Here is a 16,428-nt window from a genome sequence, read left to right on the forward strand (position 1 = left end):
GGCTGGTCAGCGACGCCATGCCGACGTCCACCCATCCGGGGTATTGCACGCTCGCCCGAGCACCCCGGGCGGCGCCGGTAACCTCAATTAGTGACGGATGATTGACCGTCATATGCCGTTGCTGGAAAGGCGAAAGGGAGCCATGTCCGAGGTTGAGGTACACACCGTCGAGCGCACGCTCGTCCTGCTCAAGCCCGATGCGCTGGCGCGCGGCCTGGCAGGAAGGATCATCGCGCGCTTCGAGGACGCCGCGCTGAAGATCGTCGGCACCAAGATGAAGTGGATGGACGAGGAGTTCACCCGTCGGCACTACTTCGACCTTGAGGAACGGCTGGGCTCGGAGGTCTACAACGTCACGTCGACGTTCATGCAGCAGGGCCCGGTCATCGCCCTGGTGCTGGAGGGCTTCGACGCCATTGCCACAGTCCGCAAGATCGTCGGCAGCACGTACCCGAACCAGGCTCCGGCCGGCACGGTGCGGGGCGACTTCTCGCACTACAGCGCCGCGGCCAGCATCGCCTCTGGCAAGGCCGTCGCGAACCTCGTACACGCCTCCGGCAACGCGGAGGAGGCCAAGCAGGAGGTGGAGCTGTGGTTCGACAAGGGCGAGCTGCATGAATACAAGACGCTGGCCGAGATCTACACCTACTAGCAGCGGGTCACGGCGTCACTGCGGGGACGCCGTCGCGTTGATCACCACTGGGGCACGACCGTCTGAACCGAGAGGGCACCATGACCAACCAGACCCGCCTGGCCACCACCGACGAGCTGGAGGCGATCTTCCAGCGTGAGCTGGGGACCGACCTGTGGGCGGCCACCGAGACCGCGTATGCCCTGGCGGCGCGCCACCGCGACCTGGGCGACTGGCCCGCTTCGCGTGAGTGGGCCGAGCAGTGCCTCCGTCTGCTGGAGGGCTTCCCCAGCGAGACGGAGGAGCAGGTCGCCACCGGCCGCACATCGGTGGGAGGCGTCCAGCTGCCGACCTACCTGCACTCAGGTGTCGTCCAGGAGCGCTTCGGCGCCCTGGGCTGAACCCCACCGATCCACCGGGGTGATGCGGCCGGGACCGCATCGGCCGCATCACCCCGCGTTCGACCACCAACCCCATAGCGATCGCCCGACCGGACAGGCCCCGCACGGCAGGGTCCGGCTGGCTTCGCCATGCCCGAAACGAGGAGGCAGCAGCCCCGTGGCCGTCGAGATCGAGATGCGCGCCCGCTTCACCAAGGAGGTCCACGACCAGCTCGTCACCCGCCTGAAGGCGGACGGGGAGGACCTGGGCCCCGACGACAAGCACATCTACTTCTACGTGCTCCCCGACCAGCTCCTGAAGGTCACCGACAACACCGCTGCCGGCACCGCCAAGATCACACTCAAGGGGAGCAAGATCGGGCAGGGCGCGGCCTTCACGGAGACCGAGTTCGCCATCGCCCCAGCCGACGTTCCCGCCGCGGTGAAGGTGTTCAACGCCCTCGGGTTCGAGACGTCCATGCACGAGGCGTTCAACTTTCGTCACAACTTCCGCCTCGACGGCGTCGAGATCGCGGTCAAGTGGAGTGAGGCGTGGGGCTACCACGCCGAGTTCGAGGTCCTGTTGGAGGACGGCGCCCCGGACGCCACCCGCGCCGAGGCTGAGGCCAAGATCACGGACGTCGCCACGGCACTCGGCGTGACCTTGATGACGGAGCAGGAGCTGACCGACTTCACCGCAGCCTTCGAGGCCGCCGAGAAGGAGCGCAAGGAGCGCGAGGAGCAGGCCGCGCCGATCCGGTAGGGAACATCACCGCGGAAACCACCAAGGGGGTGGGCACGAATGAGCACGACCCCGTTGACCGCAAGTCTGATCGACCTGGCCGCCCAGGGGCAGCTCCCGCTCCACCAGCACATGGATCACGCCACTGTCGCGTGGATCAGCGACCACAGGCCCGACCTCCCGCCGGCGCCACAGCCAGCCTTGCGCCCGCAGTCGAAGGAGCTGCTCGCGCACGGCGGTCTGCCCACCCGATGGTGGGCAGACCCTCGCCTGTACACCTCCCTCCACGGAGTCCGGCACGCAATGAGGACGGCGGCGCTCGCCGCCCTCCTCGCCGAAGCGAACGACCTCGGCGACGGCGACGCCACCACCGCGATCATCGCCGCCGCCATCCACGACTGCCAGCGGCGCCACGACCAGGACGACTGCGGACACGGCGCCCGCGCGGCCATCTGGCTCGCTGCGAACGCCGACACCGTCTGGGGCCACTTCGGCCTCACCGCGACACCCCGACGGATCGTGCAGGCGTGCACCGCCATCCGCCTGCACGACATCCCGTACGAAGCGTTCACCGCGGACGACAAGGCCGACCACGCCCGGGCCGAGCGCATCACCGACGTGGTCAAGGCCGCCGATGCCCTGGACCGCTACCGTCTGCCGAAGCTGAAGTGGTGGCCGGACGCCCGGTACGTCCGCGAGCCCGCCTTCGACCAGCTACGCGGCCTCGCCTTCAACCTGGTCCTCGTCTCCGAGCGGGCCCACCTCGCCGGGGCCAGCGGCTCCACAGCCGTCCGCTACGCGCTCGCCGAGAAGGGCCTGGTCTAGCCGTGGACTTCCTCGACGCTTACCACCTGTGGGCCGACGCCCACGCCTTCTTCGACTCCACTCTCATCCCCAGTCCCTCCGACGACACCGACCCGCTCGCCACTCAGGCCGCAGGCTGGGACAGACGGCTCGTCGAGGACACTCCGAACGGCCACCTGTTGCGGCGGAACGCCCTCTTCGAGGCCCTGAGCGGCAACGGCAAGCTGCACCTGCTGCACGTCACCCACGCTCTGGAGGAGATCAGCCGGCAGGGGGTGCTCTACCCCTCGGGCGGTTGCCTCGTCGGAAGCATCTACTGCGCGCCTCTCACCGCGACCGACCAGGGCTTCCGCATGCACAACCTGGGCGCCTACGTCCTGACCAAGGAAGCGCCGACCTTCCTGGCCAAGCTCGGCGTCACCGGCCGCGTCCCCACCCCGCTGATCTTCGAGATCGACACCCCGCCTCAGGTGTACCGCGGGCTCGCCGGCGTGGACTACCTGCGGCTGGGCCTCATCCACCTGCAGATCTACAGCCACCTCGAATATCTGCTGAGCAAGAACGAACGACACCAGCTGCGCGAGACCGTCGTCAGCCGGGTCAAAAACTCGGCCGCGTTCCTCGCTACCGCTGCCGCCGTCGCCTACCAGGGCACCAGGGTGGGCGCCGATCCGTTCCTCAAGCTGCTTGACGAGACGATCCCCCGCCTGCCGATCCTCGGCTACCTGTATTTCGAAGCGGTCGCCGAATACCTGATGCTCCACTCGGTCTCGCACCAGACCCGACGCCTGGCCGAACTCGGTGAGCTGAACAACTGGCTATACAAGGAGATGCTGTTCGCCGCCTTCCCCGCCATGGCCGGCAAGTTCGACCTGACGAGGTTCCGGCCCCGCCCGAAGCAGCTCTCCGCGCTCATCCACCGAGTCGATCCGACCATCGATGCCAGACACGCGAGCGCGTACTTGGTCGAGCGGATCAGCTATCTCGCCGCAGCCCGCCTCTTCGCACCCGGCGACGTCCCCGAAGACTGGCACCACACGCGCTGGGAGTTCGACTCTCTGGCCACCCAGCTCGGCCCTCTGCTGGGTCATCTCATCCACCGGGAGTTGCGCACATTCGGCCGCTACCCCGACTTCTACTTTTACTTCGACCAGCACAAGGCGCTGCAAGCCTGGAACTACTGGAACCACATGGACATCGTCGCCCCGTTCAACGGCACGATGCCCAAAGGTGAGGTCGGCATCAATCCGGCCTACCCCAACCTCGACTACCGCGTCTGGCGCGCCGAGCAAGACGAGGCCGGCCACCTGCACCCGGCCGAGGAGCTCTCGCTGACCATCGCCCCGCGACTGGTGGACATCAAGTACACCCTCATGCGCAACAACCAGTGGTCCCCCGCTCCTAGCGCCGCCTGAGCCACCAGCGGGTCCACCCATCACAAGCACTCTCGCACAGGAGCCCCGTGATGAGTCCCTTCGGTGTACCTTCCGTCGACCTTCTCAGCGAGCAGATCGAAACCGTCCTCGCCGACCCCGCCACCACCCACGGCCTCGCCCGCGCCCTCCGGGCCGCCGCCAAGGAGATCGAACTCCACCGCTACCACCACGCCAGCCGCCACGCCTGGCCCCACGGCCGCATCGACGACAAGCCCGCCAAGGTCCAGATCGGTGGAGGGGCCCACCGCGTCGACGGCTTCTTCAACATCGACCTCGTCCCGCCGGCCGACCTCCTCTGGGACATCCGCGAAGGCATACCCCTTCAGGACGACAGCGCCGAGGAGATCTTCTCCGAGCACTTCCTGGAGCACATCGACTACCCACGCTCCGCGAAGCACTATGTCCGAGAGGCGCACCGAGTCCTTGTACAGGGCGGCCGGATCGTCACTGGTGTCCCCGACGCCGCCTTCGCCCTGAGCGAGTACCCCAATGCCCTGGAAGACTCCGACGAGATGATCCGGCGCTGGTATGCCAAGCGCGACGGCCTCAGCGACATCAACACCCGCCTCGACCTCGTCAATCTCGTCTTCCGAGACCAGGACGACGACCCCACGTACACCCCGCACCTGTGGGCCTACGACCACGACAAGCTTGTCCAGCTCTTCACCGAAACCGGCTTCACCACCGTCGAACCCTGGACGTTCGACCCCACCATTGCCAACCCGAAGCGCCAGTGGGGCAGCGTCTACGTCATCGCGACGAAGTAGTGCGCCAGCCCAGCGGTCGGCGCAGACAGGAGCCTTCGGCTGCCAGTAGCGCTCGCCGGCCCGACGCACGGCACGAGGACTCTCCGCCGCTGAGCCATTTGCGCGGTGAGCCAAGACGTTCATCGAGCATGTAAGCGTGGGGCGGCGCAACATAGCGCGGGGTCGCCGATCCCGCACATCATTGGTAGTCCGCCACCACGTCCTGTCCCTACGTCGAAAGGCATCACCCGACGAGCCCGGACCGCCCACACGAGCAGGCACGACCGAGGAACCCGCCAGCGATCACGCTGCCGCGTAGCTCGCCAGGAACAGGTTTTGCGCCCGCTCCACATCCCTCGGCGTACGCAACTGCACCTCCAGATCACCCGTCCCATGGTGACCGAGACCGGAAACATCCCGGGTGAATCCCGGGACAAGGTCGACGTCCTTCGGATCAACCTTCAGGTAGACCAGCAGCTTGCTCCGCTGCGGCGGACAGAGGCAGGCGAAGTTCCGCAGCCGCTGGTACGCCCGGTACGTTTTGCGCTCGACGCGGTTCACACCGTCCCCGAGCCCGAGCAATGCCTCATCGACCGCGCTCGCCAGCTCAACCATCGACGCGTCCTGGATGCCAGCTGTCGCCCGGGCAACCGCCTGGCGGCGGGCTCGGCGTGCCGCCTGCATGCCGCCGCTCCCGGACGCCACGGTCTCAAGCCCGAGCAGGTCGCTCCCGAACAGTCGGTAGCGAACCAGGTCGATCGACCGCCGGTGCTCGTGCACGGCATGCACGTCGTAACGCGTGAAGTCGCCGGCGATACAGATCAGGCGAGGGCTGCTCCACAAGACCTGGGACGCGGCCCTCATCCCGAGCCGGTCGAGGACCAGGTGCTCGAACTCGGCACGGTGGTCCATTAGCCACGCCAGGTAGAACAGGCCCTGGTTGATGACGCCGGCGTCGATGCCGCGCTTGTACTCGACGATGACCGGCGATCCGTTCTCGTCCAGCCCGAGCGAATCGATCCGGCCCTTGTGGACCGGCCCGGTGCCGTACTCACTCGCCAGGAAACGGACGCCTAGCAGCGTCTCCATGTGCGCCTCGACGAGACCCTGCACATCTGCCTCGACCTCAGCAAGACGCGGCATGACCTCGCTCACGCCACATTTCGATGCGTCCGTCCGGAACAACTTCAAGCCGACCACCCCCGTTATCGCATAGGAGATCGACAACGTCGGACGGGCAGAGATTTGTTTCCGCAACCGGCGCGAGTCACGTGAAGAAGGTGTGCCGGATGCCCGATCGACTGGGTCAGCTGCCCCGGCGCGCAGCACGCAGCCCGGTGGTACCCGTGATTCGTCAGCGTCCAGCACGAATCCAGCACAGCACCGGAGATCCGGAGTTGACGGCAGGTGACGAGGGGTCAGGAAATCCAGTACCTATCCAGCACGGTGAAAATTAAGGGGCCTGACCCCGAAGAGCCAGACCCCAATTGACCTACAGTGGTGCAACGGGGCGAACTGCGACCCATGCAACACCCAACTCATCCGCGGTAACCGTTCGTCACAGTGCTGGGCAATGCAGTGAAGTGCTGGACTCTGCCGACTCCTCTCCGGCATCGTGCCTCACGCTGTCATAGTGAGCCCCTCCACGGCGAGCGAGGCAACATAGCCCCAAATCGCCGGTTAGCCAAACCGGCGATAACGCGGAGTATTGACGGTCACCGCGATGACCGGCGCATGCGGTGTCCGTAGGCCCGGCACGGGCTACCCGCCAAGACGAAAGTAATCGGAATGCACACGCAGATCGAAGGGACTCTGGGCCCTCGCTATAGCCCCGCTCACATCCGCGCCACCTGGGACGGGACGGGGAGCGTGGAGGACGCCTCAAAGGCACTGGGATTCTCACGGGCCAAGGGATACGACCTGATCCGCAACGGGCAGTTTCCGTGCCGTGTGCTACGCATCGGCCGTAGGACGCGTGTTGTCACGGCGTCTCTACTCCGCGTCCTCGAAAGCGGAGATCCGGAGTATAACGATGCCCGCGCCGGATGCCGCCCCACGCCCTAAGCCAGCTTCGACGAGGCTCCGCTTCCGGCGGAGCTTCGTCGTTCCAAGCGCGCCCTTTCACTACCCCGCTCTGAAGGCAGGCTGGCCAGCCGTGTCACCGTCGCTGTCGTACCCCCACGCTACGGTGTCATCATCTTCGGTGAAGACGATTTACGGGATGGCGCCAGTGCAGCTCACCACCTGTTTCACCACGCTCCTCACGGACACGGTCAACCTGAGCCGGTTCAAGCTCGACATGCTCGACAACCGAGTGGACAGTGTCTACCGAGCCCTCAAGGCAGACGAGGAGATCGGACACCTCGTCCTCGACAAGATCCCTCAGGGTTCGTGGGCGCAGAGAACCATCATCAACCCGGTCGGCGACAAGGAGTTCGATGCCGACTTCCTCCTTCTGATGGAGGAGAACCCGGACTGGCACGGCAGCCCCAAGACCTACATCGACAAGGTCTACGCGGCACTGGACCGCCACAGCCGTTACCGCGAGATGCCGCACTCGCGCAAGTGCCGTTGCGTGCGTCTGGAATACAAGAACCTGATGCACGTGGACATCGTCCCGTACGTCCAACTCAGCGACGGCCGCGAGGTCATCGTCAACCGGGACGACAACTGCTGGGAGGCGACGGACCCCGAGGGCTTCACGGCCTGGATGCGCAATCAGGACGACATCACCGGCGGGAACCTGCGGAGGGTCATCCGGCTGATGAAGTACCTGCGCGACCACAAGAACTCCTTCACCGGAACCCGGTCGATCATCCTCACGACTTTGCTCGGAAACCAGGTCAGCGACACCAAGGCGCTGATCGATCCGGGCTACTACGCCAACGTCCCCACGACCCTGCTCCACCTGGTCCAGGACCTCAACACCTACCTGCAGGCCAACCCCAACAAGCCGTCCATCGCCGACCCCTCCGGGTCGGGCGTCACGTTTGACCACCGCTGGACCCAGGACACCTACGCCTACTTCCGCGAGCGGATCCGCGTGCACACGGAGGAGATCGAGGCTGCCTACCACCATGCGGACAAGGAGACCAGCATCGAGCTGTGGCAGGGTCTGTTCGGCACGGGCTTCAAGGAGCCCGACGCCCAGCAGAGCAGCGCGAAGTTCCCCGCCTCGGCCGCGTCCGTGGCCGCCGTGACGACGACGGGGCGGTCGGGGCGCGCTGGATGAGCAAGCGAAAACCCGGGCGGTTCGGCGCTCCCACACCGTGGCAGAGACAGGCGCTCGCGGATCTCCGCGCGATCGGTGCCGAGCAGCCGGACACCCTGCGCGTGGTGGGAGTGCCTGACCGTACGGACGACGGCGCCCTGGCAATCACGATCGAGATCGACACGAGGGGGACCGTCTCGGTGGAGGGAGGGATTCGGCTTCAGCCGCGCGAGCGGTTCGTTCTCCGCGTCCCGTCCTCCCCGCTGCTCCCCCCGCAGGTCGACGTCACGCACACCCGGTTCATCGGCTACCCCCACGTCCTGCAGGGCCACCGGCTGTGCCTGTACCTGGACCCGGCGCGAGAATGGAACCCGGCAGGCGGCATCCGCTCCAGCCTAAACCGCCTGTGGGCCTGGCTCGGCGATGCCGCCGGCAACCGGTTCAACGCCTCAACCGCCCTTTATCACGCGGTCGGCGGGGTCCTGCATCAGTCCGCAGGAACACCCACCATCGTTGTGCGTGAACCCGTGCTCGGAAAGTGCGTCCAGGCCGCATACCTGATCCCAAGGACCGCTCAGCGCCTGGACCTCACCTTCACTCCACAAGAACCTCCCACGGCACGCCTGCCGGTCATCATCCTCCCCGCGCCCCTGCCAATGGGAGCCGGCACCACACTCGTCGAACTCCTCCAGCAGATCGATGCGCCACTCGCCAGCCGTGCCCCCACCGCCAGGCCGTTCGCGCCGGCCGTGCTGACCTCCCTCGCGACCAGCGTGGTGAGAAACGCTGAAGACACACCCCAATACCTCCTCCTGGCCGTGCCCCACCCCGCCGGCGGCCCACCCCATCTGCTCGCGGGCCGAATCCCCGCAAGCGCCGCCAACGAACTCCGCAGCCTCGCAAGGCGCCAGCCCGGTTGTCTGAGCACTCTCACCCCCAGCGCGGTCAACCCGGCCCTCCCGACCGAGTGGTGCCGAGTGTCCGACGAACGGCATACCGTCACAACCCGCCGCGACGACAACCGCCCCGTCAACAGCTACCAGAACAAGCACATTCACATCTGGGGCTGCGGAGGCATCGGATCCTGGACCGCCGAGTTCATCGCACGCGCAGGAGCAGCACGCATCACGCTGTGCGACCCCAGCGTCGTCACCGGCGGGCTGCTCGTCCGGCAGAACTTCCTCGAGACCGACCTCGGCGCGGCCAAGGCCGCCGCACTGGCTGACCGACTGCGTAACATCGACGACCGCCTGACCGTCGACATCGCCGAGGGCCTCCTCCCCGAGGACGCCGAACTGATCATGAACCAGGCCGACCTCGTGATCGACGCCACGGTCAGCATGGCCATCGGGCAATGCCTCGATGTCCTCGCCCGCACACCCAACCGCAAGGCAACCCTCGCCCAGATCGCCACAGACACACGCACCGGGACACTTGGCATCCTCACCGTCTGCGCACCGGGAACCCTCCAAGGCCCCCACAGCTTGGACTCCCTGGCCAGCCCCTCGGTACTCAACGACCACCAACTCGAGCTGTACCACACCCTGTGGCAAGAAGGAGAGCCCGACGACGAACTCATCCCGACCCGCGGCTGCTCCGTTCCCACCTTCCACGGATCCTCAGCCGACCTCGCCGCCGTCGCCGCCACGCTCACCACGTTTCTCGGCATGCAGCTGGCCGCGTCGAAGTCGGGAACCCACCTGGTCGCTCTTCCACACGCCCGCAGCGGACCGCACCATCACTACGTCCCCCATGTCCCCTAGCCCGGCCGGTGCGGCCAGACCGAGCGCTCATACCCCCTACTTCCCCTGCACGGCACCACAGCAACAGACCCGGTGTCCCCGAACCAAGGCCCGCGACACACTCAACCCCCGCCTGCGCCAAGAGGAGTCGACCTGTGGCACGCAAGTCCATCCCCGACGTCGAGCGGCTCAAGGTCTGGGTCCGCGCCGGCGGACGATGTGAACTTTGCGGAACCTACCTTCTCGAGGGAAAACTCACCTATCAGGACTTCCCCCTCGGAGAGCTCGCCCACATCGTGGGGCAGGACGCAACGCCGAAGTCACCGCGCGGCATGGACCCCCTCCCGAAGGACCAGCGCGACCTGGCTGACAACCTCATGCTGCTGTGCCGTGGCGAGCATAACGAAATCGACCGCAAGGGCTCTCTCGACGTCATGACGGTCGAACGGCTCCGGCGCATCAAGCGCGATCGGGAGGAGTGGATCCGGCGGCTGACCGCTCTTAACCCGGAAACCGGCACCGTGGTAATCCGGCTGATCGGACAGGTCCGCGGTCAGGAAGTCGAACTCACCAAGCCCACTGCCGCCGAGGCCGTCATCCGCTCCGAAGAGCGATTCCCCGACTTCCCCCTCAGCCTGCACGGCGACGGCTTCGAGATCGATCTACGACGCATACCCGGTGAGAAGGCCGGCGGGCCAGCGTACTGGGAACAGTGCCAGCAGCAAATCGATCGGGTCCTGGAACACAAGCTGGCGGAAGCGCTGCGTGAGGACTCAGTGCACCACGTGAGTGCCTTCGCCTTCGCGCGCTTGCCACTGCTTGCCTATTTCGGCTCCCGCTTGGACGACACATTCACCGTCTCCATCTACCAACGGCACCGCAGCACGGAATCCTGGTCCTGGCCCGACACGACGGACCGGATGGTGCGCTTCGTCACCGAGCCGCCTCTCTCTCCTGCCCCTGACGCCTCTGACGGAGTGCTGATATTGAACATCTCCGGATCGATCCAGGCAGAAGAGCAACCCCAACAGCTTGCCCTGCTTCCGCGCTGGACGATTCGCCCGTACGACGTCACCCCGTCCGTCGACGTAATCAATTCCGTTCCCACGCTCAACGAGTTCACCTCGGTGCTCCGGAAACTGCTCTCCGAACTGGAGGCCAACCACAAGAACCTACGACGACTGCACATACTGGCAGCTATCCCCGTGTCAGCTGCGGTGACGCTCGGCCGTGTCCACGATGCCAACGTTCACCCCGACCTGGTCATCTATGACCGCACCGCCGGCCAGTACACGGCAGCGTTGCGCATCTCTTGACGATCACGCACAAGGCGGCAAAAGCCTGCAGCAATGATTGCCTGCCCCAACTGCCGTGCGACCAGGACCTGCAGCACCGTGACCGCCGAGTTCCGCCAACTGTTGCGTAAGCGACTACGGCTCCACAAGGGGCAGCACTTGCCTTACCTCGTGCTGCTCCTGGGGCGTCGCCGCGAGAGCGCACCGGTCGCGGCAAACCGTCGCGTTCCCTCGCAGGATTGACGCCTCGTACAGCCCGCGAAGCCCGGTCGCCTCTCAAGCCCCTATAGCGGGGGCCTACAATAAGTCGGCTGAACTGCATTGTGGCCACGACGCCCTGGCCCCCGGTCAGGTTCCGGGTTGCGGACAGCGTCCGGCAACGAGCGGCGTGTAGCGATGCCACAATTCGGTTCTGGCCGCGATTTCGTGAATGATCTTGGACTTCTGGCTTGGCCTGCCGAGCTCTTGCTCCCGATCGGAAGACTGCAGTGTTCTGAGGTGGCGGAGTCGCCCGCCGCCCCCGTGTCCAGCCGGGGCTCCCCGCCAAGGGCGCCTTCGGCGTCACTCACGCGATGGTGGCTTCGCCCCCGTGCTGTCAGTGCCGCCTCCTACAGTGCTTCCATGTCTGACAACGAACGGCCGCCGAACCACAGGCTGGTGGTGGCCGTGTATCCCGCCGGCACCCACCTCGACTGCTCCCGCGCCTCCTCCAACGGGATGCGCGGCAACGTACGCGACGACCGGGACAACTCGCTCATCGGCCAGGCCGAACTCTTTGACGCCCCCGACCGGTACGCCGCTGGCTACCAGGACGGCTACGACCACCGGTCCCACGACGACGAGTTCCTCCGTTACCTCGCGGACTTGCTCGCCCGCGAGGTGGTCCAGTGGTTGGGGGGCCTCGCTTTTGACGCGGCGGCCCGCGGCTACGCCACCGCCCGCCCTCGCGTCAACGCCTGGGTGCGCCAACGCGTGGACAAGTTGCGCAGCCGCTCACCGAGGGTCGCTGCAGCCACCCACCCCAAGCTCGCCCAGGAATCCGGTCCCGAGCACGTACCGCCGCGACCGGCCGCCGCGACCGCGGGCCACCACCGGGTGGACCCCGTGCTGCGCGCCGACCAAGGCGATGCCTGCGTGAACGCCGCCCTGGAGCGGATCAGCGCTCGGGCGGTCGAGGTCCACGGGATGGCCGCGCGCTACGCCGCGGACCTGCCTGCGGCCGATGCCGCCGACGAGGCCATGCGCCAGGCCGTGGCTGCGGCTGCGGCTGCGCCAGGACTAGCCGCCGCCGCTCTCCAACTCATCGCTTCTGACGAAGCGCTGGGCCTTACCCCTGAGCAGCAGATGTACATGTGGGAGCGTGCCGCCGAACTCGACCTCGCCGTGGTCGAAGACCTCACTGGCACTCACACCATGCCGGCAGAGGACGTCGCGCTGCAGAGCCTTGGTGCGCGAGGGGCTAGAGGCTCGGCCAGCGAACCAACTCAGCCCTGATCGCTGTCAAGGCTCGCGGATCTCGGTGGCCGTCTGCCGGGATCGGCTGCCACGATGTGGCTGGCGAAGTCGCCCGCAAGGATGCGGCAGCCCGAGAAGCAAGGGAGTCGTCCATGTTGCTGCGGCCCGGGGTCACCTGCGAGAAGGCGATCAGGTTCCTGGACGACCTGGTCCAGGGCGGCCTCAACGACGTCCGCAACTCCGTCCCGAACTTCGCCCAGCCGATGCTGGCGGGTGTGGAACCCTCGAAGCTGGCCGGGCCCGACCTGGTGGTGACGCTACGGCAGTACACCGAGTGGACCGCGACGACCGCCCGGCAACTGGCGGATGTCTTCGCCGACCCGGCGGTGCCAGCGCGGCTGCGCGGCGGGCACTACAGCCACATCGTGCACAGCCCCCTGACGCCCTACCGAACCGCGCTGCTGCTGCACTGGGAGTTGGACGAGCTGGCGACGTACTTCATGGAACTGCAGAACCAGATGCGGCAGACCGTGGAGGAGTACCGCAGCTACCGGCAGCGTGTGCTGGTCGTGGACGCGAACACCCTGCTGCACTGTCAGCGCTTCGACAAAATCCCGTGGTCTCGGGTGTGCGGGAAGGGCCCGGCGACGCTGGTGATCCCGCACGTGGTGGTGGAAGAGATCGACACCAAGTCCTACTCCGAGGGCAGCGAGAAGATCAGGAAACGGGCGCGCGGGGTCTACGAGCTGCTGGGCGACGTTCTCAAGGGGCTGTCCACCGAAGGTCGCTTCGAATTGCACGACGGCACCGAGGTCCAGGTCCTACGCGACGAGCTTGGGCACCGACGCCTGCCGAACAACGACGACGAAGCCGTGGCCCGCGCGGCCCACCTGCAGCAGGCCATAGCACCGCGTCAGATCACCGTCATCACGCGCGACAACGGGATGCGCGGCAAGGCCATGACCTGGTGCCTGCCCTGGGGCTTCCCACCGGACAAGTACCTGATCCCCGAGGATGGCTTCGGTGCGAAGCACCGAGAGGCGAATCTCGCGAGTATCAGCGTCGACGTCCCCGAGGACGGTGACGACACGTAGTCCCGCCTTGGGACCGCGGCCTTCCGTGACGGCTACGACCGGTGCTTCATCGGCCCGCGCCTCCGAGTAGATCGTTCACGGCGCCGCGGTCAGAACCGTTTTTCAAGGCTCTGGCCGCGATTCCGCGAAGCCACGGAAGACGTGTGTGGACAGGCCGTGCATGAAGTTCAGAGACTCCCGGGTGCCCTGTGGCGGCGAACTGACCTATGACATCGCGAAGTTGCTCAAGGAAGTGGCGCAGACTGGCGGCCACGGCATAGCACTCGTCGTTCCAGGATGCAGTCCTGGACATGTGGACCGGGCCGTTAGCCGGGAGAGAGTCCTGGTGTCGCGCGTCGCTGGCTATGACGTCGTCAACCGGACCCAGCGTGACGGCCCGAAATGGCCCCACTTTGTGAAGACCACCGACGGGTGATGGGGCTCCGGCGTGGCCCGGAAACCGCCGACCTCCCGGCCCGGCCTGCCGTGGGAGTGACGCTTAATGCCCCACGACCTCACGGAAGTCGTGATTCTGTTACTCCAAGCGCCACCGTCCAGCACTAGGGCGTGGTGGCGGTCAGGGTCAGGCGTGGGGAGAGGCCAGAGGTGAACGAGGAGAGGTTCAGCGAGATGGCGGGCCAGCTCGCCCGAGCCAGCTTGGATTCGTGGCGCGCGGGAAACCGAGCCTTCGCAGTGCTGCATTGCGGCATCGGGTGCGAACACATTCTCAAGGCCCTCTTGTGCCGCCACGACCCGCTTCTCATCTCAGAGAAGGGCGACCGGGCCCACCGCTTCCATGCCCTCGGATTCGGAAACGCGCCAGGAGTCAAGCCGCTGGCCGAGGCTCGAACCATCGGCATCACGGAAGCGTTCAGGGACGCGACAGTCTTCATGGACGGACGTATGCCCCTCGACGAGCGCGGCTTTCATCCGGTCGCCGCATCACGCAACGGCGTTGCTCATTACGCGCACCACAGCGAAGAGTCTGCGGCCGAGGTAGTCAAACTCGGTCTCCAGGTCATCGAAGCCGTACGCGCCGAACTGTGCCTCGACTCCTCCACCTTCTGGGGCGAGTACCAGTCCGTCTTCACGAACCTGGACAAGGTCGCCGACCTGCCGAGCCAGAAGGGCCAGAGCGACCGGCCGGCCATCGAAAGAGCGACCGAGGACCTAGCGTTTCGCCAAGCCCAGAAGGTCTTCAGCGAGCTCACCACAGCCGCCCGGACGGCTCAGTCGGTCATTGCATGGTGGGCTGAGGCGCGGCACGCCGACGTCCAGGAAGCCGTAGCCCGCCCAACCTTGAGCGCAGCCCTGCTCACCGCCCTCGACTCCGCTGGGGACCGGATAAGGGACGCGGCGAGAGAGCTTCTCGTCGCCTACGACATAGTCCCCTACACCTTCCCGCTCGAAGCTCCGCCCAGCCCTTCCGAGATCGAGCAGCGGGCGCGGACCGCAGTGATGGTGAAGGTCGTACTCGCATCGAGCGTGGGCGCCGCCATCCGTCGCGTTCACAACGACTTCCCTGCCTTGTCCATCGCGCCGATCCTGGCTGAAGTCAGCGCTTCAGGGCGTCTACTGGAAGACGCCCTGGCGAAACCCGGCACACGCCGCTGGTGGCATAACTGCCCGGCCTGCGGATACAGCGGCAACGTCTACGGTGACCTGGAGCCCAGGGGCTGCTCCTGCGAAGGGGAGTGGGACACCTGCCCGCACGACGACCGGAACGAGGGGGTGGGAAGTATCCAGTCGTTCCTCTGCCCGTTCTGTGGGCTACTTCTGAATCACAGCCCTGAGCTGGCGGCGGCCGGCGTCGCGCCCGAGACGGCAGTGCCCTTGGACGCGTCACCGGCGAGTGGGTGACATAGAACCACCGCCTGCGCCAGGACGGCGTGCAAGATCCGCCGGACAGACCCTAAGCGTCACGAACACCAATGTCAGTGGCATCGGCGACGATCGCCCCGCCCGGCACCACACCACCCCTTGGTCTGAGAGGACACCTCGTGGCCCAATCCTTCACCGTGCAGCTGACCTTCGGCAGCCACCGCATCGAGAACGTCACCTTGCAGTGGGGGTTGGGATGGGCGGCGATACGCGAAGGGACGCTCCCAGCTGGGGCACTGACATCGAAGTCCCGGCTGTGATTGAACTCCTCGATCTGATTACAGCTGGAGCGATCACTGCCGAGCAGGCCCGAGACAAGCTGGACCGTCTGACAGCCGCAATCAAAGAGCGGATGGATCGCGAGTATGAGGAGATGATCGAACTGATGGAGCAGCCCACGCCTCGTGCGGTGCGCGAAAAGATTCGCTTCGATGACCGGTGGGTGTATGCCATATCGACCGACGGCACCCCTGGCTCAGTCAAGATCGGCGTTGCGAAGGACATAGCAATGCGGATCAAGTCGTTGCAGTCAGGCTCCGCGACCAAACTGGAACTTCTCTGGAGCGCTCGCGGTGGGTTCCCTCTTGAGCGCTACCTGCATGAGCAATTCAACGCCAGGCGCACCCACGGGGAGTGGTTCGACTTCGAAAGCTGCCCCGACCCCGTCAAAGAGATCAACGAGGCCGCTCACGCCTTCCTCCAGCAGTTCGCCAAGGAAGGCTCCACAAACCCCTAAGTCCACTGGACTCGTGCATGCCCCCGCGGTGGACTGCTTCATACCGTCGGTGGTCTTCACAAAGTGGGGCCATTTCGGGCCGTCACGCTGGGGCCGGTTGACGACGTCATAGCCACGTCGCCCTGCGGCGTCGTCTCGCTCAGGCGCAGCGCGAAATCCGTGCAGCCGGGTCGCGGATGGATGATCCATAAGAAGGGCCCTAAGGGCTTGCAGATCATTAACACGTTGTCTTGATCATGCTGCTGGGGTCGCCACTCAGGGCTTGAACCCGAGCCTGGAGGGCTGTGAGGGCGGCG

At 66.2% G+C, this 16,428-nt stretch carries 17 protein-coding genes; 16 read left to right on the top strand and 1 reads right to left on the bottom strand.

The window, feature by feature from the left end; genetic code table 11:
* Positions 1-142 precede the first annotated feature (142 nt).
* The 6 genes from AB0G56_RS07670 to AB0G56_RS07695 all read left to right on the top strand — a co-directional run bounded on the left by AB0G56_RS07670 (position 143) and on the right by AB0G56_RS07695 (position 4,760).
* On the top strand, positions 143-652 hold the full coding sequence (locus tag AB0G56_RS07670; protein ID WP_360965140.1) for a nucleoside-diphosphate kinase: 510 nt from the start codon (positions 143-145) through the stop codon (positions 650-652).
* Positions 653-732: 80 nt separating this feature from the next.
* Positions 733-1,032: a hypothetical protein gene (locus AB0G56_RS07675; protein WP_360965143.1), complete on the top strand. Its 300-nt coding sequence runs from the start codon at positions 733-735 to the stop codon at positions 1,030-1,032.
* Between the two features lie 157 nt (positions 1,033-1,189).
* Positions 1,190-1,774: a hypothetical protein gene (locus AB0G56_RS07680; RefSeq protein WP_360965146.1), complete on the top strand. Its 585-nt coding sequence runs from the start codon at positions 1,190-1,192 to the stop codon at positions 1,772-1,774.
* A gap of 39 nt (positions 1,775-1,813) precedes the next feature.
* On the top strand, positions 1,814-2,578 hold the full coding sequence (locus AB0G56_RS07685) for a hypothetical protein (RefSeq protein WP_360965149.1): 765 nt from the start codon (positions 1,814-1,816) through the stop codon (positions 2,576-2,578).
* 2 nt (positions 2,579-2,580) lie between these two features.
* The gene (locus AB0G56_RS07690; RefSeq protein ID WP_360965152.1) at positions 2,581-3,972 is read left to right on the top strand and encodes a hypothetical protein; all 1,392 of its coding nucleotides are present in this window, start codon (positions 2,581-2,583) and stop codon (positions 3,970-3,972) included.
* Between the two features lie 50 nt (positions 3,973-4,022).
* Complete coding sequence (locus tag AB0G56_RS07695; RefSeq protein ID WP_360965155.1) at positions 4,023-4,760, top strand: methyltransferase domain-containing protein; 738 nt, start codon at positions 4,023-4,025, stop codon at positions 4,758-4,760.
* Positions 4,761-5,042: 282 nt separating this feature from the next.
* On the opposite strand, the gene AB0G56_RS07700 is transcribed toward AB0G56_RS07695, so the two are convergent.
* A complete protein-coding gene (locus AB0G56_RS07700) occupies positions 5,043-5,939 on the bottom strand; it encodes a DUF5655 domain-containing protein (RefSeq protein ID WP_189925590.1) in 897 nt (298 codons plus the stop codon).
* Between the two features lie 588 nt (positions 5,940-6,527).
* On the opposite strand from AB0G56_RS07700, the gene AB0G56_RS07705 reads away from it, so the two are divergent.
* The 10 genes from AB0G56_RS07705 (at position 6,528) to AB0G56_RS07750 (ending at position 16,132) form a co-directional block, all read left to right on the top strand.
* Positions 6,528-6,803 (top strand): helix-turn-helix domain-containing protein, encoded by a 276-nt coding sequence (locus tag AB0G56_RS07705; RefSeq protein ID WP_360965158.1) that lies wholly within the window; start codon positions 6,528-6,530, stop codon positions 6,801-6,803.
* A 157-nt stretch (positions 6,804-6,960) separates the two neighbouring features.
* The gene (locus tag AB0G56_RS07710) at positions 6,961-7,971 is read left to right on the top strand and encodes a cyclic GMP-AMP synthase DncV-like nucleotidyltransferase (RefSeq protein WP_360965161.1); all 1,011 of its coding nucleotides are present in this window, start codon (positions 6,961-6,963) and stop codon (positions 7,969-7,971) included.
* Positions 7,968-9,713: a ThiF family adenylyltransferase gene (locus AB0G56_RS07715; protein WP_360965164.1), complete on the top strand. Its 1,746-nt coding sequence runs from the start codon at positions 7,968-7,970 to the stop codon at positions 9,711-9,713. The genes AB0G56_RS07710 and AB0G56_RS07715 overlap by 4 nt, the downstream gene beginning before the upstream one ends.
* 134 nt (positions 9,714-9,847) lie before the next feature.
* Complete coding sequence (locus tag AB0G56_RS07720; RefSeq protein ID WP_360965167.1) at positions 9,848-11,008, top strand: HNH endonuclease; 1,161 nt, start codon at positions 9,848-9,850, stop codon at positions 11,006-11,008.
* A gap of 600 nt (positions 11,009-11,608) precedes the next feature.
* Positions 11,609-12,481 (top strand): hypothetical protein, encoded by an 873-nt coding sequence (locus AB0G56_RS07725; protein WP_360965170.1) that lies wholly within the window; start codon positions 11,609-11,611, stop codon positions 12,479-12,481.
* 113 nt (positions 12,482-12,594) lie between these two features.
* A complete protein-coding gene (locus tag AB0G56_RS07730) occupies positions 12,595-13,536 on the top strand; it encodes a PIN domain-containing protein (RefSeq protein WP_360965173.1) in 942 nt (313 codons plus the stop codon).
* A gap of 160 nt (positions 13,537-13,696) precedes the next feature.
* Positions 13,697-13,951: a hypothetical protein gene (locus tag AB0G56_RS07735; RefSeq protein ID WP_360965176.1), complete on the top strand. Its 255-nt coding sequence runs from the start codon at positions 13,697-13,699 to the stop codon at positions 13,949-13,951.
* Between the two features lie 170 nt (positions 13,952-14,121).
* A complete protein-coding gene (locus AB0G56_RS07740) occupies positions 14,122-15,375 on the top strand; it encodes a hypothetical protein (RefSeq protein WP_360965179.1) in 1,254 nt (417 codons plus the stop codon).
* 140 nt (positions 15,376-15,515) lie between these two features.
* Positions 15,516-15,656 carry a hypothetical protein gene (locus tag AB0G56_RS07745; RefSeq protein WP_360965182.1) on the top strand — a complete coding sequence of 47 codons (141 nt, stop codon included), beginning with the start codon at positions 15,516-15,518 and terminating at the stop codon, positions 15,654-15,656.
* Entirely contained in the window at positions 15,653-16,132 is a 480-nt protein-coding gene (locus AB0G56_RS07750; RefSeq protein ID WP_360965185.1) for a GIY-YIG nuclease family protein, read from the top strand. The genes AB0G56_RS07745 and AB0G56_RS07750 overlap by 4 nt, the downstream gene beginning before the upstream one ends.
* Positions 16,133-16,428 lie beyond the last annotated feature (296 nt).

The organism is Streptomyces sp. NPDC021356, assembly GCF_040641015.1.
Taxonomy (GTDB): domain Bacteria; phylum Actinomycetota; class Actinomycetes; order Streptomycetales; family Streptomycetaceae; genus Streptomyces.

What these genes read in the sequence shown, in the direction of transcription:
- AB0G56_RS07725 (WP_360965170.1), top strand. Translation starts at nt 11,609, where the DNA reads ATGTCTGACAACGAACGGCCGCCGAACCACAGGCTGGTGGTGGCCGTG.
- AB0G56_RS07695 (WP_360965155.1), top strand. Translation starts at nt 4,023, where the DNA reads ATGAGTCCCTTCGGTGTACCTTCCGTCGACCTTCTCAGCGAGCAGATC.
- AB0G56_RS07715 (WP_360965164.1), top strand. Translation starts at nt 7,968, where the DNA reads ATGAGCAAGCGAAAACCCGGGCGGTTCGGCGCTCCCACACCGTGGCAG.
- AB0G56_RS07730 (WP_360965173.1), top strand. Translation starts at nt 12,595, where the DNA reads ATGTTGCTGCGGCCCGGGGTCACCTGCGAGAAGGCGATCAGGTTCCTG.
- AB0G56_RS07705 (WP_360965158.1), top strand. Translation starts at nt 6,528, where the DNA reads ATGCACACGCAGATCGAAGGGACTCTGGGCCCTCGCTATAGCCCCGCT.
- AB0G56_RS07670 (WP_360965140.1), top strand. Translation starts at nt 143, where the DNA reads ATGTCCGAGGTTGAGGTACACACCGTCGAGCGCACGCTCGTCCTGCTC.
- AB0G56_RS07675 (WP_360965143.1), top strand. Translation starts at nt 733, where the DNA reads ATGACCAACCAGACCCGCCTGGCCACCACCGACGAGCTGGAGGCGATC.
- AB0G56_RS07685 (WP_360965149.1), top strand. Translation starts at nt 1,814, where the DNA reads ATGAGCACGACCCCGTTGACCGCAAGTCTGATCGACCTGGCCGCCCAG.
- AB0G56_RS07735 (WP_360965176.1), top strand. Translation starts at nt 13,697, where the DNA reads ATGAAGTTCAGAGACTCCCGGGTGCCCTGTGGCGGCGAACTGACCTAT.
- AB0G56_RS07710 (WP_360965161.1), top strand. Translation starts at nt 6,961, where the DNA reads ATGGCGCCAGTGCAGCTCACCACCTGTTTCACCACGCTCCTCACGGAC.